This window comes from Pantoea sp. EA-12, assembly GCF_030053355.1.
In the GTDB taxonomy this organism is placed as follows: domain Bacteria; phylum Pseudomonadota; class Gammaproteobacteria; order Enterobacterales; family Enterobacteriaceae; genus Pantoea; species Pantoea vagans_C.
The window spans coordinates 98,965-120,089 of sequence record NZ_JASGBY010000016.1; the positions used below are offsets into that span (position 1 = coordinate 98,965).

The 21,125-nt window shown below is 54.8% G+C and carries 14 protein-coding genes and 1 riboswitch; of the genes, 7 read left to right on the forward strand and 7 right to left on the reverse strand.

Features of this window, described 5'->3' with window-relative positions:
- Positions 1–10 precede the first annotated feature (10 nt).
- The 3 genes from glgX to asd form a co-directional block, all read right to left on the reverse strand.
- Positions 11–1,990: a glycogen debranching protein GlgX gene (gene glgX, locus QMZ30_RS20810; RefSeq protein ID WP_283228808.1), complete on the reverse strand. Its 1,980-nt coding sequence runs from the start codon at positions 1,988–1,990 to the stop codon at positions 11–13.
- Positions 1,990–4,176, reverse strand: coding sequence for a 1,4-alpha-glucan branching enzyme (gene glgB, locus QMZ30_RS20815; RefSeq protein ID WP_283228809.1), 2,187 nt, complete (start codon positions 4,174–4,176; stop codon positions 1,990–1,992). The genes glgX and glgB overlap by 1 nt, the downstream gene beginning before the upstream one ends.
- 359 nt (positions 4,177–4,535) lie before the next feature.
- Positions 4,536–5,645 carry an aspartate-semialdehyde dehydrogenase gene (gene asd, locus QMZ30_RS20820; RefSeq protein WP_283228810.1) on the reverse strand — a complete coding sequence of 370 codons (1,110 nt, stop codon included), beginning with the start codon at positions 5,643–5,645 and terminating at the stop codon, positions 4,536–4,538.
- 207 nt (positions 5,646–5,852) lie between these two features.
- On the opposite strand from asd, the gene QMZ30_RS20825 reads away from it, so the two are divergent.
- A complete protein-coding gene (locus QMZ30_RS20825; protein WP_039333975.1) occupies positions 5,853–6,446 on the forward strand; it encodes a YhgN family NAAT transporter in 594 nt (197 codons plus the stop codon).
- A 15-nt stretch (positions 6,447–6,461) separates the two neighbouring features.
- Complete coding sequence (locus tag QMZ30_RS20830; protein ID WP_283228811.1) at positions 6,462–6,785, forward strand: DUF805 domain-containing protein; 324 nt, start codon at positions 6,462–6,464, stop codon at positions 6,783–6,785.
- A 164-nt stretch (positions 6,786–6,949) separates the two neighbouring features.
- Here the strand turns inward: QMZ30_RS20830 and panS are convergent, their stop codons facing one another.
- The 3 genes from panS to lysC form a co-directional block, all read right to left on the reverse strand.
- Positions 6,950–7,873 (reverse strand): ketopantoate/pantoate/pantothenate transporter PanS, encoded by a 924-nt coding sequence (gene panS, locus QMZ30_RS20835; protein ID WP_039333984.1) that lies wholly within the window; start codon positions 7,871–7,873, stop codon positions 6,950–6,952.
- Between the two features lie 180 nt (positions 7,874–8,053).
- Positions 8,054–8,746 (reverse strand): aquaporin Z, encoded by a 693-nt coding sequence (gene aqpZ, locus QMZ30_RS20840; protein ID WP_058972279.1) that lies wholly within the window; start codon positions 8,744–8,746, stop codon positions 8,054–8,056.
- Positions 8,747–9,010: 264 nt separating this feature from the next.
- Complete coding sequence (gene lysC / locus QMZ30_RS20845) at positions 9,011–10,366, reverse strand: lysine-sensitive aspartokinase 3 (RefSeq protein ID WP_039333987.1); 1,356 nt, start codon at positions 10,364–10,366, stop codon at positions 9,011–9,013.
- Between the two features lie 111 nt (positions 10,367–10,477).
- A riboswitch (Lysine riboswitch) is annotated at positions 10,478–10,673 on the reverse strand.
- Between the two features lie 518 nt (positions 10,674–11,191).
- On the opposite strand from lysC, the gene pgi reads away from it, so the two are divergent.
- From pgi to QMZ30_RS20870, 5 genes are all read left to right on the forward strand, one after another.
- Positions 11,192–12,838: a glucose-6-phosphate isomerase gene (gene pgi / locus QMZ30_RS20850; RefSeq protein ID WP_283228812.1), complete on the forward strand. Its 1,647-nt coding sequence runs from the start codon at positions 11,192–11,194 to the stop codon at positions 12,836–12,838.
- Between the two features lie 516 nt (positions 12,839–13,354).
- Positions 13,355–13,603 carry an exopolysaccharide production protein YjbE gene (gene yjbE, locus QMZ30_RS20855; RefSeq protein ID WP_283228813.1) on the forward strand — a complete coding sequence of 83 codons (249 nt, stop codon included), beginning with the start codon at positions 13,355–13,357 and terminating at the stop codon, positions 13,601–13,603.
- A gap of 77 nt (positions 13,604–13,680) precedes the next feature.
- Positions 13,681–14,328, forward strand: a complete 648-nt coding sequence (locus QMZ30_RS20860; protein ID WP_283228814.1) for a YjbF family lipoprotein — start codon at positions 13,681–13,683, stop codon at positions 14,326–14,328.
- Positions 14,325–15,053: a capsule biosynthesis GfcC family protein gene (locus QMZ30_RS20865; protein ID WP_283228815.1), complete on the forward strand. Its 729-nt coding sequence runs from the start codon at positions 14,325–14,327 to the stop codon at positions 15,051–15,053. The genes QMZ30_RS20860 and QMZ30_RS20865 overlap by 4 nt, the downstream gene beginning before the upstream one ends.
- Positions 15,053–17,143, forward strand: a complete 2,091-nt coding sequence (locus tag QMZ30_RS20870) for a YjbH domain-containing protein (RefSeq protein ID WP_283228816.1) — start codon at positions 15,053–15,055, stop codon at positions 17,141–17,143. The genes QMZ30_RS20865 and QMZ30_RS20870 overlap by 1 nt, the downstream gene beginning before the upstream one ends.
- A 112-nt stretch (positions 17,144–17,255) precedes the next feature.
- On the opposite strand, the gene metH is transcribed toward QMZ30_RS20870, so the two are convergent.
- The gene (gene metH / locus QMZ30_RS20875) at positions 17,256–20,939 is read right to left on the reverse strand and encodes a methionine synthase (RefSeq protein WP_283228817.1); all 3,684 of its coding nucleotides are present in this window, start codon (positions 20,937–20,939) and stop codon (positions 17,256–17,258) included.
- Positions 20,940–21,125: the final 186 nt, after the last annotated feature.

Here is a 21,125-nt window from a genome sequence, read left to right on the forward strand (position 1 = left end):
GTCTGACTCCTTATGATTGCTTTAGGAACACACACACGCCGTGTGCGGGCCCGTGCCAGACAGTTGTCAGGATGGGGTTATCTTCCCCGGCGAAAGGAGGAATGGCACGCCACTCTCCGTCTGGTAAGGCAAGGTCACTCACCGATTCCGTGGCGTTGATTGTTATTAACCAGCGGCCGGAGAGCAGGATCTGCATTCTGTGCGCCCCCTGTTCCCACTCCTCATTCTCCAGTGGTTTGCCGCTGGCATTGAACCACCGCACGTTGCCATCGCCCTCCTGCCACCAGCGATCAGCGGTCAGCGCAGGGATGCGCTGACGCAGCCGGATTAACGCGGCAGTGAAGTCGACCAGTCCAAAATCATCCTGTTGCCAGGCCAGCCAGGTCAGCGGGTTGTCCTGACAGTACGCATTATTGTTGCCGTGCTGGCTGTGACCGCGTTCATCCCCCGCCAGCAGCATCGGGGTGCCCTGCGCCAGCAGGAGCGTGGTCAGTAACGCATGCACACTGCGCCGCCGCCGTTCGACAATATCGAAATTGACCTGCAGCCCCTCTTTGCCATGGTTATGGCTGAAGTTGCTGCTACTGCCGTCACGATTGTCTTCACCGTTGGCCTGATTATGTTTATTGTTGAAGCTCACCACATCACGCAGCGTAAAGCCGTCGTGGGCAGTAATCAGATTGATACTGGCGTGCGGCAGACGTCCGTCACGCTGGAATACGTCACTGGAGGCCGCAAAGCGCCGGGCAAAGTCACCGTTGTTGAGTTGACCATGCAGCCAGTAACGGCGCGCGGCATCGCGGAAATGATCGTTCCACTCGGCGAAATCAGCGGGAAAATTCCCCACCTGATAACCGCCGGGGCCGATATCCCAGGGTTCAGCAATCAGCTTGACCTTCGACAGCAGCGGGCAGGCCTTAATGGCAGCAAACAGCGGTGCATCCTGACGGTATTCCGGCGTGCGTCCTAACACGCTCGCCAGGTCAAAGCGGAAACCATCGATATGGCAGTCCCGCACCCAGTAGCGCAGCGCTTCTAAGGCCCAATCCATCACCTGCGGATCGCTGAGATTGAGCGTGTTACCGCAGCCAGTCCAGTTTTGATATTCACCCTGCGCGTCGAGCCAGTAATAGCTGGCGTTATCTACGCCGCGCAGCGAAATGTTAGGGCCGATCTCTTCCAGTTCGGCGGTGTGGTTGAACACCACATCAAGAATCACCTCAATACCCGCCGCATGCAGCGCTTTAACGGCCTGCTGGAACTCCTGCAACGGTGTCAAACCGTGCTCGCCAGATGCGTAGCGGGGGTCCACCGCCCACAGCGCAAACGGGTTATAGCCCCAGTAGTTGCTGAGCCCAAGCCGTAGCAAACGTGGCTCGCTGGCGAAATGGGCGATCGGCAGCAACTCCAGCGCGGTAATACCAAGGTGATGAAAGTACTTCACCATAGCAGGATGGCCCAGCGCCGCATAAGTCCCGCGCAGCCTTTCCGGAATTTCCGGATGTTGCTGGGTCAGGCCGCGCACATGCGCCTCATAAATCACCGTTTTACCCCACGGCGTCCTCAAGGGCTTATCCGTTTCCCAGTCGAAATCTTCGGCAATCACCAGCGATTTCGGTGCGATGGCGGCATTATCCTGGCCATCAGGCTGCTGCTCGCCGCCGCTAAAGCGTGGATCATCGGGAATGTCGCCGACCACCGCTTTGGCGCAGGGATCGACCAACAATTTGGCCGGATTAAAACGATGACCTTGCTGGGGTGCCCACGGGCCATGCACGCGATAACCATAACGTTGACCTGGCTTAAGCGCGGGAAAATAGCCGTGCCAGATATCGCCGCTACGCGCCGGAAGGGGAAAGCGCCGCTCTACGCCGTGCGCGTCAAATAAGCACAGTTCAACCTGCTCGGCATGGCGGGAAAACAGCGTGAAGTTCACGCCGCGCCCGTCATAGTGGGCGCCCAACGGCGTCGGCTGCCCGGTCTCCAGCATCAGTCGCCCTCCCGCACCAGCCAAATCGTGGCCAGCGGCGGCAAAGTCAGGCTGAGGGATTGTGGCCGACCATGACTCTCAATCGCATCCGTGTGAACGATGCCGTGATTACGCACGTCGCTGCCGTGATAATCATGCTGGTCGGTATTCAACACCTCACGCCAGCCACCTTGCTGATTGACGCCGAAACGATAATCGTGGCGCGCCACCGGCGTGAAGTTACTGACGACAATGATTTCATTGCCCTCACGATCGCGGCGTACAAACACAAACACCGAATTCTCATGATCATCGACCACCAGCCACTCAAAGCCCTGTGCATCAAAATCCAGCTGATGGAGCGGCGCAAAGTGTTTGTAGCTGTGGTTGAGATCGCGCACCAAACGCTGCACGCCGTTGTGCCAGTTGTCCTCACCTTCCAGTAAGTGCCAGTCAAGGCTGGTATCGTGATTCCACTCACGCCCCTGAGCAAACTCGTTGCCCATAAACTGCAGTTTCTTACCGGGGAAGCCCCACATCCAACCGTAATAGGCGCGCAGGTTGGCAAACTTTTGCCATGCGTCACCCGGCATCCGGTCGAGTATCGAACGTTTGCCATGTACCACTTCATCGTGAGACAGCGGTAACACGAAGTTTTCGGTGTAGTTATAGAGCATGCCGAAGGTCATCAGGTTGTGATGATAGCGACGATGCACCGGATCGAGTTTCATGTAGTCGAGCGTGTCGTGCATCCAGCCGAGATTCCATTTGAACCAGAAGCCGAGGCCGCCATCTTCGGAGGGGCGCGTCACGCCGGGATAATCGGTAGACTCTTCCGCCACGCTGATACTGCCTGGCGCGGCACGGCCCAGCGTACGGTTGGTGTGACGCAGGAAGGAAATCGCTTCAAGATTCTCACGACCGCCGAAGTGGTTGGGGACCCATTCGCCCTCTTTGCGGCTGTAATCGCGATAGATCATCGAAGCCACGGCATCAACACGTAAGCCGTCAATGCCAAAACGCTCCATCCAGTAGAGCGCGTTACCGGAAAGATAGTTACTGACTTCACGCCGACCGAAATTATAAATCAGAGTGTTCCAGTCTTGATGGTAGCCTTCGCGCGGATCGCTGTGTTCGTACAGTTCGGTACCGTCGAATTTCGCCAGCCCGAAGTCATCACTGGGGAAATGGCCTGGCACCCAGTCGAGCAGCACGTTAATCCCCGCATCGTGTGCCGCGGCAATAAAGTGGCGAAATTCGTCACGTGTACCAAAACGGCGCGTCGGCGCGTACATCCCCAGCGGCTGATAGCCCCAGCTGCCGTCAAACGGGTGCTCGTTGATTGGCAGCAACTCAATGTGCGTAAAGCCCATCTCTTTGACGTACGGCACCAGCTGTTCAGCCAGCTCTTTGTAGCTCAGCCAAAAGTTATTGTCGGTATGACGACGCCAGGAACCGAGGTGCACTTCATAAATCGAGATCGGCTGATCAAAAGCATTCGCGGCTTTACGCTGTGGCAGCATCTCTACTTTCGGCGGCAGACCACAGATCATTGACGCCGTTTGCGGACGCATTTGCGCTTCAAAAGCAAACGGGTCCGCTTTAATGCGCAGCTGCCCATGAGTATCAATGATTTCATATTTATACAGCTGGCCATTCACCGCGCCCGGCACAAACAATTCCCAGATACCGAGTTCACGGCGGAAGCGCATCGGATGACGGCGGCCATCCCAGAAATTGAATTCACCCACCACGGAAACACGGCGTGCGTTGGGAGCCCAGACGGAAAAACGCGTACCGCTGACGCCATCAATGGTGGCACCGTGCGCGCCCAGGGTTTCATACGGGCGCAAATGCGTGCCCTCGCCGAGCAGCCAGGCATCCATCTCCGCCAGGAGCGGGCCAAAGCGGTACGCATCGTCGATCAGGTTTTGCTGGCCGTGCCACGTGACCGCCAGCTGATAGCGAAACAGGTTTTTACGGCGTGGGATCACACCACAGAAGAAACCGCGTGAATCCAGACATTTAAGCTGTGCGCATTTGCGACCGGTGTTGGTTTCAATTACCCACACTTCCGAGGCATCAGGCAGCAATGCGCGCACTTCGAGGCCTTCGACAGTTTGGTGCATCCCCAGAAAAGAGAAGGGATCGGCATAATTCCCGGCAAAAAGGGCATTGATCGCCTGGCGATCGGGAAGCTCTGACATGACTTTCTTCCTATGATTTTGCGCAGGCGACCGGAGTGGACAACAATGCCGCCTCTGGTGCGCTGCTTTTCATTGAGCCATACATACACCAGCAAGAGAGAGGACACCGTCCATGGGGGAAGATCTTTGCCGTGTACAACAACCATTCAGTTCGAAAGCAAAAACAGTTAACAACCGGCACATCACTGTTAAATCATAGCTTGGGGCTGGCAGTTGCCAGGGGGGAAAGCAAAAAAATCTTCTCGGACGAGCAAAAAGGGGAAGCGGATCACTTGTCAGGCGCAATTTGCGTTAAGTTTTGCAACCTGGATTACAAAAAAAGGCCGGGAACCCCCGGCCTGTCTGGTTTGTCGCTGCGCTTAATCGATCAGCAAACGCAGCATGCGACGCAGCGGTTCAGCCGCGCCCCACAGCAACTGGTCACCCACGGTGAACGCGGAAAGGTATTCCGGCCCCATGTTCAGTTTGCGCAGACGCCCTACTGGCGTGGTCAGCGTGCCGGTGACGGCCGCTGGCGTCAGCTCACGCATGGTGATCTCACGGTCATTTGGCACCACTTTCACCCACTCATTGTGGGAAGCCAGCAACTGTTCGATTTCGTTCAGCGGCACATCTTTTTTCAGCTTCAGGGTGAACGCCTGGCTGTGGCAGCGCAGTGCGCCCACGCGGACACACAGACCATCGACCGGAATCACACTGCTGGTACGCAGGATCTTGTTGGTTTCTGCCTGGCCTTTCCACTCTTCACGGCTCTGACCGTTATCCAGCTGTTTGTCGATCCATGGAATCAGGCTGCCCGCCAGCGGTACGCCGAAGTTGTCAGTCGGCAAGGTTCCAGAACGGGTGAAATCGGTGACGCTACGTTCGATATCCAAAATCGCGGATGCCGGATCCTGCAGGGATTTCGCTACGTGGTCGTGCAGCATGCCCATTTGCGTCAGCAGTTCACGCATGTGACGCGCTCCGCCGCCGGATGCCGCCTGGTAAGTGGCCACAGACGCCCACTCCACCAAATCGTTAGCGAACAGGCCGCCCAGTGACATCAGCATCAGGCTGACAGTGCAGTTGCCGCCAACGAAAGTTTTGATGCCGTTGTCGAGACCCTGACGAATGACATTGTGGTTAACCGGATCGAGAATGATGATGGCATCATCTTTCATGCGCAGCGTCGATGCTGCATCAATCCAGTAGCCCTTCCAGCCGCTTTCGCGCAGCTTAGGATAGACTTCACTGGTGTAGTCACCGCCCTGGCAGGTGATAATAATATCCAGCGCCTTCAGCGCCTCGATATCAAAAGCATCCTGCAGCGCACCGGTCGACTTACCGCCAAAGGTTGGCGCCGCCTGACCCAGCTGTGAGGTGGAGAAGAAGACCGGATTGATCACATCAAAATCACGTTCTTCACTCATGCGTGACATCAGCACAGAGCCGACCATGCCACGCCAACCAATAAAGCCTACATTCTTCATTTTCTGTCCGTCCGGGGCGTTTTCACTGTGCCCTTCGTGGTGCGAGGAAAGACCAGCCGGATTATCCAGTTGATCTGCGTAATAATCAGGTTTACCTGCGACCTCCAACTCTACAAAATGCAGGCTTTCTGGCAAGTGAATTAATTCGATTGCATCAACTTTTTCAGCAGTACAACTAATAATTCCGAATAAGAGTGGTTTTTAAAAATGACTGAGATGATATCCGCAACCATCTTGTTGCTGTTGATTATGGACCCGTTAGGTAACCTGCCGATCTTTATGTCGGTGCTTAAGCATCTGGAGCCCAAGCGCCGCCGCGTGGTACTGATGCGCGAAATGCTGATCGCGCTGATTCTGATGCTGCTGTTTTTATTCGCCGGTGAACGCATTCTGGCGTTCCTCAATTTGCGCACCGAGACGGTGTCGATCTCCGGCGGCATCATTCTGTTCCTGATCGCCATCCGCATGATTTTCCCCTCCGGTGAAACCAGCACCAGCGGATTACCCGCCGGTGAAGAACCGTTTCTGGTGCCGCTGGCGATTCCGTTAGTGGCTGGGCCGTCGCTACTGGCCACCCTGATGCTGTTGTCGCATCAATATCCTAATCAGATGACGCATCTGGTGGGGGCGCTGATGATCGCCTGGGGTGTGACAGTGGTAATTTTGCTGCTGTCCGGCGTGTTTTTACGCCTGCTCGGTGACAAAGGTGTCAATGCGCTGGAACGCCTGATGGGGCTGATTCTGATTATGCTGGCGACGCAGATGTTTCTGGATGGGATACGCGCGTATCTCAAGCTGTAAGGGCAAGGAGGAAAAATGGCGTTAACCCGACTTTTTCACTTTATTTTGGCTGGCTTTCTCAAGACGTTTAATTTCAGTGGGCTGGAAAAGCGTGCAGGCTACATCGTGTTCGTCGTGTTTCAGGTGGGATGGTTTTGCCTCTATCTGAAATGGTTTGCTATGCAAACTAGTGAGATTGGTTTTGTGCCGCTACTGCTGTTTATCTTGCCGATGTTGGCGTGCGGCAGCAGACGCATCAACGATGCGGGGTATTCGCGAGGTGTTTTTATTTTATTGCTGATCGCCCCCTATTTACTGTTCCCTTTTCTGGCATTTCCAGCCTCGGCAACACGTAAATAGACAGCGGGCGACCTGGTAGTTTAATGCCCATAACTTAAGCAGAAATTGCATGGTTAACCCGGTGCGCATCAATGCGCACCCTACGAAAACCGTACACTTTTCATTGTAGAGTCGCCATTGATGGCGACCGAAAAGTGCCTAACCGACAAGCATTACGCTACCGTTTACTTTTTCTTCTTCTCAATCGGTTTACCCGACCAGTAACCGGCCAGCAGTGAACCTGACAGGTTGTGCCACACCGAGAACAGTGCGCCTGGCAAGGCCGCCAGCGGTGAGAAGTAGAGTTTGCCCAGCGTGGCCGCCAGACCGGAGTTCTGCATGCCGACTTCCAGCGCCAGCGTACGGCAGGTAGATTCGTCAAAGCCGAACAGCTTGCCGCCCCAATAGCCGCCCAGCAGACCAATGGCGTTATGCAGGATCACCGCGGCAATCACTACCAGACCCACGGAACCGATAAAGCCTTGAGAGCCTGCCACCACAGCGCTGATAATCAGCAAAATACAGATCATTGAAAACGCCGGCAGATACGGCTCAACGCGGCGCACCACGCTGTTCATGGAGTGGTGGATAATCAGGCCCAGACCAATTGGGATGACCACGATTTTCACGATACTAAGCAACATGCCCACCACATCCACCTGAATGTGCGTATCAACGTAGAAACGCGTCAGCAGCGGCGTGGCGAACACGCCCACCAGCGCTGAAACAGACGAGATGGTCACCGACAGTGCCACATCCCCTTTCGCCAGATAGATCATCACGTTGGATGCGGTGCCACTGGCGACGCTACCGACCAGAATCATACCGGCAGCCAGATCCGGTGGCATCTGGAACAGTTTTGCCAGACCCCAGGCCGCCAGCGGCATCACCAGATAGTGCAAAAATGTCCCGGCGATAACCGGTGCCGGACGTACCAGCACGCGTTTGAAATCGTCAATATTGAGGGTGACGCCCATGCCGAACATGATCAGCATCAGCAGATAAGTGACCCATGGACCAATACCGGTGAAGGTGCCAGGAGAGTAATACGCAGCGACCGAAAGCAGCACGGCCCAGAGCGGGAACAGACGAGTTAACATGCCGAGCATGAGGAGACTTCCTTAGATATTTTTTAATTTATTTCATATGCCACAGATGAATGCCGTGCGGGGAACGACCACAGCGACGGACGCAGGATCATAACATTTCATTATCGTGACGTAAGGCGGGAAGTCGCTGGCAGGATAAAATGCGGATCGTCTGCGGTCGATCCGCGATTTGTGGAGAAATTACTCTGCTTTTTCCAGTAAAACACGGTAGATCACACCACCGATTGCGGCACCGATGATGGGCATCAGCCAGAACATCCACAGTTGTTGTAGTGCCCAACCGCCCTGGAAAATTGCGACACCGGTACTACGCGCCGGATTCACCGAGGTATTGGTCACCGGAATACTCACCAGATGAATCAAGGTCAGCGCCAGACCAATCGCTATCGGCGCGAAACCTGCTGGCGCGCGCTTATCGGTTGCCCCCATGATGACCACCAAGAAAATGGCTGTCATCACCGTCTCACAAATCATCCCGGCATGCAGGCTAAAGCCACCCGGTGAGTGCTCGCCATAGCCGTTGGAGGCAAAACCGCTGGCTGCAGCGTCGAAACCGGGCTTTCCACTGGCAATTACATAGAGCACGCCAGCGGCGGCCACGGCACCAATCAGCTGAGCAATGATGTAGGGGATAACCTGCGCTGCCGGGAAACGGCCGCCAAAAGTTAAACCAATGGTCACGGCGGGATTAAAGTGGCCGCCCGAGATATGGCCGACGGCAAACGCCATCACCAACACCGTCAAACCAAATGCTAGCGCTACGCCAGCAAAACCAATTCCTGTTTGCGGAAAGGTAGCCGCCAGTACCGCACTACCACAGCCACCTAAAACCAGAACAAATGTGCCTACCCCTTCAGCCACTAATCTTTGCATAGCCACTCCCTCAAAAATTTAATGTTTTCTCGATGGGACTATCATTCAGAGCGATTAAGGCGCAACCGCTGAATAGAATCGTAGTGCGATATACAGACAATTCCAGTGCATAAACAGAGGGATAACGCTGATAATTAAAAGGTTATTAAGCAATAGTTGGTGCGGAAAACAGACTGCCGTTTGGCTTAAATAATTGTTTAACGATATTAATAAATAAAAAAGCCGGACCATGTCCGGCTTGATTTATTGCGCTAAAAATTTGCCTTAAGAACCAAAAAGATTCTTATGCAGTGCGCGCACCACTTCTTCCGCATCTGGCGTTGGCACCAGGAAGCACAGGTTATAGCTGCTTGCGCCGTAGCAAATCATGCGCAGGTTGAAGGGCTCAAGTGCGCCAAACACCTCTTTACCTACACCGCAGGCTTTCGACAGGTTGTTACCAATGATCGCCACCAGCGCCAGATTCTCTTCCACTTCTACACGGCACAGTGAAGAGAGCTCGGTCAACAGCGCCTGTGTCAGCAGGCTCTCACCGGTGGTGGAAGAGCCGGTGGTGTCCAGCGTCAGGGCCACACTCACTTCGGAGGTGGTAACCAAATCAACTGAGATATTGTGGCGCGCCAGAATCGCAAACACTTCAGCCAGGAAGCCGTGCGCATGCAGCATGTTCAGGCTGTGCAGCGTCATCAGCGTTTGCTTACGGCGCAATGCCAGTGCACGGAACAGCGGTGGGTTTTTGGTTTCGTTGCACACGCGTGTGCCGCCAGCCGCCGGATCTTTACTCGAGCCAACAAATACCGGGATATCACTGCGCACCGCAGGCAGCAACGTCGCTGGGTGCAGCACCTTCGCGCCGAAGATGGCCATTTCAGCCGCTTCTTCAAAGGTGATCTCTTCAATACGCTTCGCGGTAGGCACCACGCGTGGGTCGGTGGTGTAGATACCGGCCACATCGGTCCAGATATCCACACGCGCCGCTTGCAACGCTTCACCCAGCAGTGCCGCTGTATAGTCGCTGCCGCCACGTCCCAGCGTGGTGGTGCGGCCTTTGCTTTCGCTGCCAATAAAGCCTTGGGTGATCACCAGCGCTTCGGCAACGCGTGGAGCCAGTTGTGCGGTGGTCAACTCTTTTAGGGTGGCGATTTCAGGTTCGGCACGACCGAAACGATCGCTGGTGCGCATCACTTTACGCACGTCAAACCACTCAGCATTTACCTGACGCTCACGCAGCACTTCGACAAACAGCAGCGTCGACATTAGCTCACCGTGGCTCACCAGTTCGTCGGTCAGTGCGTGTGAGGTCGCCAGAGCGGTGGCTTCCGCCAGCATCAGGATGTTTTCCAGCATGCGATCAATCTCCTGACGGATCACATCAGGCGACTGCAGACGATCAATGATGGCGTATTGGATGTTACGAATTTCATCCAGCAGGTGAGCACGCTGCTCCAGTTCCCGGCCTTCGGCCAAAGCAACCAGCAGGTTGGTCACGCCAGCAGATGCAGAGAGCACCACTAAACGGGTATTGGCATCAGACAGCACCACATCGGCACTGCGGTTCATAGCATCAAAATCGGCAACGCTGGTGCCGCCAAATTTCGCCACGATCAGAGTTTGAGACATGTAACGAACCTCGTGTCAGATTAGCTTTCTCCCGTTATCAGCAACGGAAGAGGTGATTTCAGCCTTGGCACAAGAGAAGAGCAGAATTGGACAGACAAGATCAGGAGATGAGTCACCAAAAGCACTTCACCTTGCGAAACGTCCGACTGCGGACGCTTCTGGTGACAACCCAGAGGATTCAGCCCCTGCAGCCGACAGCTCAACACACCGCGTGTTGTGCCATCTCGGCGTCACACCCCCTGATGTGTTCTCAAACGGATACGGTTCCTTGAACACACTGCCTGGGCGACGCGCCTCTTCTGGCTTGCACCCGGAGGTGCAAGTCGCGCGCACAAAATACTGATTAATTCTTCCGCTGTCCAGCCTTGTAGCAACGGGATGATTCTTTTTTAGATTTTCGCCAGCGCATCACTGAACAAACACCGATCGCGCTGCCCGCCTAAAGTAGTTAATGGTGCGAAAAATGCGGCCAGATCCTGATGCGGCACAGGGAATGTTTATGTCGCAAAAGCGACAATCTGCGCCGGATTAAACTGAAACAGTGCGGCCACAGTCACAAATTTTTTCCCTTCGATTGCAACTGTGGTCATACTGAAACCCGTTCGCGGTAGCGTATATACCCAAAATAATTCGAGTTTCAGGAAGGCGGCAAGTGCATGAATCCTTAGGAGCTTACTGAAGTAAGTGACTGAGGTGAATGCACGTAGCCAACGCACCTGTAGCTTGAAGTATGAGGGGGATAAGCCACAAGAAATGCTCAGCATGCCGGGCCAGCAGGACGCGCCCGGATGGAATGACGGTTCTTATTTCAACAAGAGTGTTGCCATGAAAAATATCAATCCGAAACAAACCGCAGCCTGGAAAGCGCTGCAGCAGCATTTTGATCAGATGAAATCGGTGCAGATCGCCGACCTGTTTGCACAGGATGCCGATCGTTTTGCGAAATTCTCTGCCACCTTCGATGATCAGATGCTGGTGGATTTCTCAAAAAACCGCATCACCCAGGAAACCCTCGACACTTTACAAGCGCTGGCCAAAGAGACCGATCTGGCGGGCGCGATCAAATCCATGTTCTCTGGTGAGAAAATTAACCGCACCGAAGATCGTGCCGTTCTGCACGTTGCCCTGCGTAACCGCAGCAACACACCAATCCTGGTTGATGGCAAAGATGTGATGCCAGAAGTGAATGCCGTGCTGGCGAAGATGAAAGGCTTCTCTGAGCGCATCATCAGCGGCGAGTGGAAAGGCTATACCGGCAAAGCCATTACCGACGTGGTGAACATCGGTATCGGTGGTTCCGATCTCGGTCCATTTATGGTGACGGAAGCGCTGCGTCCTTACAAAAACCACCTTAACATGCACTTTGTTTCCAACGTTGATGGCACCCACATCGCGGAAACACTGAAAGATCTCAGCCCGGAAACCACGCTGTTCCTGGTGGCTTCAAAAACCTTCACCACCCAGGAAACCATGACCAACGCCCACAGCGCGCGTGACTGGTTCCTGAAAACGGCAGGCGACCAACAGCACGTGGCAAAGCACTTTGCAGCGCTGTCCACCAACGGTAAAGCCGTCGGCGAATTCGGCATTGATACCAACAACATGTTCGAGTTCTGGGACTGGGTTGGCGGCCGCTATTCACTGTGGTCAGCGATTGGTTTGTCGATCATCCTGTCAATCGGCTTTGAAAACTTCGAGCAGCTGCTGAGCGGTGCGCATGCGATGGATAACCACTTCGCCAACACCCCAGCCGAACAGAACCTGCCGGTGCTGCTGGCGCTGATTGGTATCTGGTACAACAACTTCTTTGGTGCGGAAACCGAAGCCATCCTGCCTTACGATCAGTACATGCACCGCTTCGCGGCGTACTTCCAGCAGGGCAATATGGAGTCCAACGGTAAGTATGTCGATCGTGAAGGCAATGCGGTGGACTATCAGACCGGCCCAATCATCTGGGGTGAGCCGGGCACCAATGGTCAGCATGCGTTCTACCAGCTGATTCATCAGGGCACCAAACTGATCCCTTGCGACTTTATCGCACCGGCGCAGAGCCACAATGTGTTAACCGATCACCATCCTAAGCTGCTGTCGAACTTCTTCGCGCAGACCGAGGCACTGGCGTTCGGTAAATCCCGCGATGTGGTGGAGAAAGAGTTTACCGATGCCGGTAAATCTGCCGAATCAGTGGCACACATCGTGCCGTTCAAAGTCTTCGAGGGCAACCGCCCAACAAACTCCATCCTGTTGCGTGAAATCACGCCGTTCAGCCTGGGTTCACTGATTGCGCTGTATGAGCACAAAATCTTCACCCAAGGCGCTATTCTCAATATCTTCACGTTTGACCAGTGGGGCGTTGAGTTGGGCAAACAGCTGGCAAATCGCATTCTGCCAGAGCTCGAAAATGACGCGACCATTAGCAGTCATGACAGCTCCACCAATGGCTTAATTAATCGCTATAAATCCTGGCGTTAATTTTCCTGCCAATCTGAATAAGGCGGCGCTATAGCCGCCTTATTTCTGTCAAATATGCCATCGCACGCCCATTTCTGTTAATTTCCGCACGCGTTATGGTTAGATAATTCTTAAAATGACCTAAGGAAAATCGGAAGTTTGCCAAACGCCCCTAAACGATACTCGATTTAAAATGGATCTAATTCAGCAAGATAAATAACTATCTTACTGATTGATAGGTGATTTATATTTAACCCCTCTCAGGAAAATCTGATTATTCTTATTCCGTACCAATTTTTAATGAAAAAGTGAAAAATCCTGCCACGACTCTGGCAACCCCGAGATTATTCCGTCAGCAGAAAAAACCTCATTTAAAAAAAGCAGCTATCGCCAATTCGCCTTATTTATCACCAGAAATGCCCATGTTTTCCGCCCTCTTTTTCTGTCGCTGAACTCTGGTAATTTGTTGCCCTATACTGAACGCGCCCGAAATTGGGGTACATCCTTCATTCATTTTTAGATGCAGGAAATGTTGTTATGAAAAAACTGATGGTTGCCGGTGCAGCCTTACTTTACGTTGCCGTTTCTTCTGCTGCGATCGCTGCACCAGAGGAAGCCGGTGCCGCTGCGGGCGCGCAGGCGGGAGCAATCTCGACCGGTGCAAGCACCGCTGTGGGTATCGGCGCACTGGGTGCGTTGGTAGGGCTCGGCATCGCTGCTGCTGGCGGCGGTGACGGGGCAAATACCGGTACAACAACGACCACGACAACGAGCACCACTCGTTGATCTAGCACCTTTAAACATAACCACACAGCTGTGTGGTTATTTTTTGCCTGGTTTTATTTTTAACAGGGATATACACAGTGCGCCGACCTCCTCTGCTGCTGCTTTGCCTGCTGCTGCAGGCCTGTACACAAACGCAAAAAGGCCTGGAACAGACCGTCATGCTGGCCGTTAACGGCCCGGATGACGTCACCGTGACCGATGAACAGGTCGCCAGCCTCCCCTACGCCAGCTTGTATGCCCGAATTAATGAAGGACCGCGAATTTTCGTGGTGCTTGGCTATGACGAACAGGGCCAGCAGAAATGGATCACCCAAGATAAAGCGATGCTGGTGATGCAGCATGGCCGGCTAGTGAAGACCTTAGGACTGGTGGATAACCTCGATGCGGTGAGTAATCTGGCGCAGGACCCGCTGGCCGACCCGCTGCATCTGCAAAATAACGCCAGCTGGACACGCGTGGTGCAATGGCGTGAGAAAGAAAACGTGCGCGCTGCCACGGCAGTCTCCCGCTTCCAGCGTGGTGACGATACGGTACTGAATGTTGCCGGTGAACGCGTGCCGTGCCGCGTATGGATCGAGACCGTCCGCATGGAGAGCCTGGGCGCGGAATGGCAGAACACCTTCTGGATCGATAACCGTGATGGCGCAGTATTGCAGGCACATCAAACGCTGGCGGCAGACGCCTTCCCTGTTGAAACCACCATTCTGAAGCCGGCGAAATCATGAAAATAACTCCTTCCTTGCTGGCCGCTGTGGCACTCCTTACGGCAGGCAATGCGCTGGCGGATAGCCAGGTTACGGTGCATGGCCAGAACAACCTACAGATTGACCATGCGCAGAATCTGGCGCAGCTGTTAACCAACCCGGCCCTGCAAAGTTGGTGGCCTGGTACGGTGATCGCTGAGCGCGGCGCAACCGCAGTGGTGCAGCAACAACAGAAGCAACTGCTGGAAGACTTACGCCGTTGGCAAGCCAACAGCAGCGAAGCCTTAGCGGGCACCATCGGCGCAGTGATCCACCAGCTGAGTGCGCTACAGGTTGCCGGGCGTCAGTTCACTTCGCTGGATCCTGACTGGGTGCGTCTGCGTCCTGAGGCTAACCGTACGCTACTGGGCAGCTATGACCTTTACACAGTGCCACAGCCAACGCAGGTGCTGGTGCTCGGCGCACTTGAGAATCCGGGTAAAGAGAGCTGGCAGCCGGGCCGCACCGTGCGCGACTACCTTGAGGGGCACGATCGCCTGTCGGGTGGCGAACGCAGTGTCGCCTCGGTGATTACTCCTTCAGGTCAGATCCAGCAGGTGCCCATTGCCTACTGGAATCAACGCCACATTGAAGTACAGCCTGGCAGCATCATCTGGCTGGGCTTTACCTCATGGAGCCTGCCGTGGGGCCAGGCTGATTTGAATGCGCGCATGCTTTCTCTTCTGACACAGCGGATTCCAGACTGATGAAAAAACAAATACTTCTCAGCCTGTTGGCTGTTTCTGTCTCCGCGGCCTGCCAGGTGCATGCGGAAACCTGGCCCGAGCCTATTGGACCATCACAATCTGATTTCGGCGGCGTCGGTTTGATGCAAACGCCGACGGCACGTATGGCGAAAGAGGGCGAATTCAGCCTCAACTTCCGCGATAACGATCAATATCGTTACTATTCTGCTTCACTCCAGCTCTTCCCTTGGCTGGAAACCACCGTGCGTTACACCGATGTGCGTACCCGCCGCTACAGCGCGGTCGAGGGGTTCAGTGGTAACCAGAGTTATAAAGACAAAGCGTTCGATGTGAAGCTGCGCCTGTGGCAGGAGAGTTATTGGTTGCCAGAAGTCGCGGTGGGCTCGCGCGATTTAGGTGGCACCGGGCTGTTCGATAGCGAATATCTGGTGGCGACCAAAGCCTGGGGACCGTTTGATTTCACCATGGGCATCGGCTGGGGCTACCTGGGCAACAGTGGCAGCATCAAAAACCCGTTCTGTTCTTACAGTGACAGCTTCTGTACCCGCACCGGCGGAGGCACGGCGGGGGCGATCAATGGCTCTCAAATGTTCCACGGCCCGGCAGCGTTGTTCGGCGGCGTCGAGTATCAAACCCCATGGCAGCCGCTACGCCTGAAGCTGGAATATGAAGGCAACGATTATCAGGATGACTTTGCCGGACGGCTTGAACAGCGCAGCAAGGTCAACGTCGGCGCGATCTATCGCCTGACTGACTGGGCAGATATCAACGCCAGCTATGAGCGTGGCAACACCTTTATGTTCGGGGTGACGGTACGCACCAACTTCAACGATCTGCATCAGTCGCACATTGATAGCGCCAAGCCTGAGTATCACCCACAACCTCAGGGTGACCTGCTGCAGCCCACGGTGGTGGCCAACCAGCTGACCGATCTGAAGTACAACGCCGGGCTGAACGGCCCACGCATTCAGACCAAAGGCAGCACGCTGTACGTCTCCGGTGAGCAGACGAAATATCGTGATACGCGTGAAGGCGTCGATCGCGCGAACCGTATCATCATGAACAATCTGCCTGCCGGTATTGATACCATTGATGTCACCGAGTCGCGCTTCAATATGCCGCAGGTCACCACCCGGACGGATGTGGCCAGCCTGCACAATGAGTTGAGCGGTTACCCGTTGGGCCATGAACAACCTTTGCAGCAAACGCGTGAAAATCCGGTCGATCCGGGCGCAACCGAACAGGGCTTCTTCATTCGCAAAGATCGCCTCAATTACAATCTTGCTCCGGTGCTCAATCAATCCGTTGGCGGGCCAGAAAGCTTCTATATGTACCAGCTGGGGGTGATGGGAAGCGTCGATTACGCGCTGACCGATCACTTGCTGGTGAGCGGCAGCCTGTTTGGCAACCTCGCCAACAACTATGACAAATTTAACTACAACGGCGCACCCGCGGATTCCACCCTGCCGCGCGTGCGTACCCATATTCGTGATTACGTCGAAAACAACGTTTACGTCAACGACCTGCAAGCGAACTACATGGGCTACCTCGGCAACGGTTTCTACGGCCAGGTGTACGGCGGTTATCTGGAGACCATGTACGGTGGCGTGGGCGGAGAAGTGCTTTACCGCCCGGTGGACAGCAACTGGGCATTCGGTGTTGATGCCAACTACGTGAAGCAGCGTGACTGGGACAACATGATGCAGTTCACGGACTATAAAGCCCCAACCGGGAATCTGACCGCATACTGGCGTCCATGGTTTATGCAGGATGTGTTGGTGAAAGCCAGCGTAGGGCAATATCTGGCGAAGGACAAAGGCGTCACTGTTGATGTGTCAAAACGCTTCGACAGCGGTGTGATGGTCGGCTTCTATGCCACCAAAACCAACGTCTCCGCAGCGGACTACGGTGAAGGCGACTTCACCAAAGGTTTCTATATTTCGATTCCAATGGATCTGTTTACCGTGACACCAACCCGTGGTCGTGCGCAGGTGAATTGGGTACCGCTGACGCGTGATGGCGGCCAGATGCTGGGTCGTAAATATCAGCTGTATGACCTGACGTCAGATCGGGATGCGCGGTTTAATTAAGGGCTAACTGGCGCTTATTTCCAGGTGCGCATCAATGCGCACCCTACGAAATACGGTGCTGGACATGGTAGGGTCGCCATTTATGGCGACCTGCCAATCGATAAAAGACGTATCAATCCGCGTCGTAACCCAGATTCGGTGCTAACCAACGCTCAACTTCGCTCACGCTCATCCCTTTACGCGCCGCGTAATCTTCCACCTGGTCACGTTGAATCTGCGCCACAGCGAAATATTTGCTGTCAGGATGGCTGAAGTACCATCCGGATACCGCGGCACCCGGCCACATGGCAAATGATTCGGTTAACTTCATGCCCGTGTGCGTTTCCACATCCAGCAGCTGCCAAATCTGTGCTTTTTCCGTGTGTTCCGGGCACGCCGGATAACCCGGTGCCGGACGAATGCCCTGATAGTTTTCGCGAATCAGCTCTTCGTTACTGAGATTTTCATTGGCGGCAAAGCCCCAAATCACCTTACGCACACGCTCATGCAGATACTCGGCAAAGGCTTCTGCCAGGCGGTCTGAAATCGCCTTCACCATGATTTTGTTGTAATCATCGTGCTGCTGCTCATAGGCTTCGGCCAGCGCATCCTCTTCCAGTCCGCCAGTGACCGCAAAGGCCCCGAGGTAGTCCGCTTTCCCGCTGGACTTCGGCGCCACAAAGTCCGCTAAGCAGTAGTTAGCAAAGTCGGTCTTCTCCGTTTGCTGACGTAAATGATGGCTAACAATTTTCACCTTATCGCGGTTTTCATCGCTGTAGACTTCGATATCGTCGCCGACTCGGTTGGCCGGGAAGATCCCCACCACACCGCGTGGATGCAACGTGCCCGTTTCGCTCAACATATCCAGCATGGCATTGGCATCGGCAAACAAACGTTTGGCCTCTTCACCGACCACCTCATCCTCCAGGATGCGCGGATATTTACCCGCCAGCGACCAGGTCATAAAGAACGGCGTCCAGTCGATGTAGTTACGCAGCGTGTCGATGCTGGCTTCCACCGCGCTGACACCCAAACGATGTGCCACCGGCGGCGTGTAGCTTTCCCAATCGATGGAATAATCGTTGTCACGCGCGGTTTGCAGGCTGACCGGCGGCGTGCGCGGCTTCTTACGCGCGTGCTGAATACGCACCGTGTCGTACTCTTTGCGCGTGCGTGCCACAAACTCTTCTTTCAGGGTTTCGGAGAGTAGTGAGGAGACCACGCCGACGGTGCGCGAGGCGTTCTGCACATACACCGTTGGGCCACTGTAGTTCTGCTCAATCTTCACCGCCGTGTGCGCTTTTGAGGTGGTGGCGCCGCCAATCAGCAGCGGGATGGTGAAGCCCTGACGCTCCATCTCTTTGGCTACGTTGACCATTTCATCCAGCGATGGGGTGATCAGACCGGAAAGCCCGATGATATCGGCGTTCTCGGCAATCGCGGTTTTAAGGATTTTGTCACTGGGCACCATCACGCCAAGATCGATGATTTCGTAGTTATTACACTGCAGCACCACGCCAACGATGTTTTTGCCGATGTCATGCACATCGCCCTTTACCGTCGCCAGCACGATTTTGCCGTTACTGCGCCCGGCTTCTTTACTGGCCTCGATATAAGGTTCGAGATAGGCCACAGCCTGCTTCATCACGCGCGCCGATTTCACCACCTGCGGCAGGAACATTTTTCCCTCGCCGAACAGATCACCGACCACGTTCATGCCGGACATCAGCGGTCCTTCAATCACCTCGATAGGACGTGCGGCGGCCTGACGCGCCTCTTCCGTATCCAATTCGATAAATTCGGTGATGCCCTTCACCAGCGAGTATTCCAGACGTTTTACCACGTCCCAGCTGCGCCATTCCGCCTGCTGCTTCTCCTGCTCACCGTCGCCTTTGCTGCTGCGATACTTCTCGGCCAGCTCCAGCAGACGTTCGGTGCCATCGTCGCGACGATTGAGAATCACGTCTTCTACTGCATCACGCAACTCGGCGGGTAGATCGTCATAGATTGCCAGTTGTCCGGCATTGACGATGCCCATGTCCATGCCGTTGCGAATCGCGTAATAGAGGAACACCGCGTGGATCGCCTCACGCACCGGGTCGTTGCCGCGGAACGAGAAAGATACGTTCGACACGCCACCCGAGATCATCGCATGCGGCAGTTCGCGTTTAATGTCTTCACAGGCACCGATGAAGTCCATCGCATAGTTGTTATGCTCTTCAATGCCGGTGGCCACTGCGAAGATATTCGGGTCAAAAATGATGTCTTCTGGCGGGAAACCGACCTCTTCAGTCAGAATTTGGTAAGCGCGACGACAGATCTCGATTTTGCGTGCGCGGGTGTCGGCCTGGCCGACCTCATCGAACGCCATTACCACCATCGCGGCACCGTAACGAAGCACTTTGCGCGCGTGCTCGATAAACGGCTCAATGCCCTCTTTCATCGAAATCGAGTTAACAATGCCTTTGCCCTGAATGCATTGCAGGCCTTTCTCGATCACCTCCCACTTAGAGGAGTCGATCATAATCGGCACGCGGGCGATATCCGGTTCACCAGCAATCAGGTTGAGGAAGCGCACCATCGCGGCTTCCGCATCCAGCATGCCCTCATCCATGTTGATATCAATAATCTGTGCGCCGCTTTCCACCTGTTGACGCGCGACATCCAGCGCCTCGTTGTATTTCTCTTCTTTGATCAGACGTTTGAACTTGGCAGAACCGGTTACGTTGGTGCGTTCGCCCACGTTCACAAACAGGGAATCCGGGTAAATGTTCAGCGGCTCAAGGCCGGACAAACGGCATGCCACGGGAATCTCAGGCAGTACGCGTGGTGCCACACCCTCCACCGCCGCGGCCATCGCCGCAATGTGTTCCGGCGTGGTGCCGCAGCAGCCACCGATAATATTCAGGAAGCCCGCGCGCGCCCATTCGCCAATCTGGTCAGCCATGGTAGCGGCATCAAGATCGTATTCTCCAAAGGCATTAGGCAAACCGGCGTTGGGGTGTGCGGTAACATAGCCTTCCGCAATACGTGACAACTCCTGCACATACTGACGCAGTTCGTCTGGACCCAGCGCACAGTTGAGGCCGAAAGAGAGCGGCTCGGCGTGGCGCAGTGAGTTATAGAAACCTTCGGTGGTTTGGCCGGACAGCGTGCGACCAGACGCATCGGTGATGGTGCCGGAGATCATCAGCGGCAGGTTGACGCCCATCGCCTCCATCTCGACCTGCACGGCGTAGATCGCCGCCTTGGCGTTCAGGGTATCGAATACCGTTTCAATCATGATGAGGTCGGAACCGCCCGCGATCAGCGCATGAGTGGATTCACGATAAGCCTCCACCAGCTGATTAAAGGTGACGTTACGGAAGGCGGGATCGTTCACATCCGGCGAAATTGAGCAGGTGCGGTTGGTCGGGCCTAACACCCCGGCGACGTAACGCGGGCGGTCGGGGGTTTTCGCCGTCCATGCATCCGCACTGGCACGGGCCAGTTTAGCGGCCTCGAAGTTGATCTCTGCCGACAAGGCTTCCATCTGGTAGTCGGCCATCGCGATGGTGGTGGAGTTAAAGGTGTTGGTTTCCAGAATGTCCGCGCCGGCGGCCAGGTAAGCATCATGGATTTCGCGGATCACCTCAGGTTTGGTTAACACCAACAGATCGTTGTTGCCTTTCAAATCGGAAGGCCAGTCGGCAAAGCGACTCCCACGGAAATCGGCTTCACTGAGCTTATAACTCTGGATCATGGTGCCCATGCCGCCATCCAGAATCATGATGCGTTGTGCCAACTGTTGATGCAGCCTTGCTATTTTCTCGCTCACTCTTGCCCCGTCCACGTCATTGCGTTGGCTAATATGCCCGCCAAACATACTGGCACAACTTTCAGATGAGCAAAAGTCAGTACAGGTGAGACATTTTCAGCGCGAAAGCATCACACATCCGACCAGTAAGCCAGCGTTTGCATTCACCCGTTTAAAAACGAAAATGGTTTCCAGCATTGATGCGAC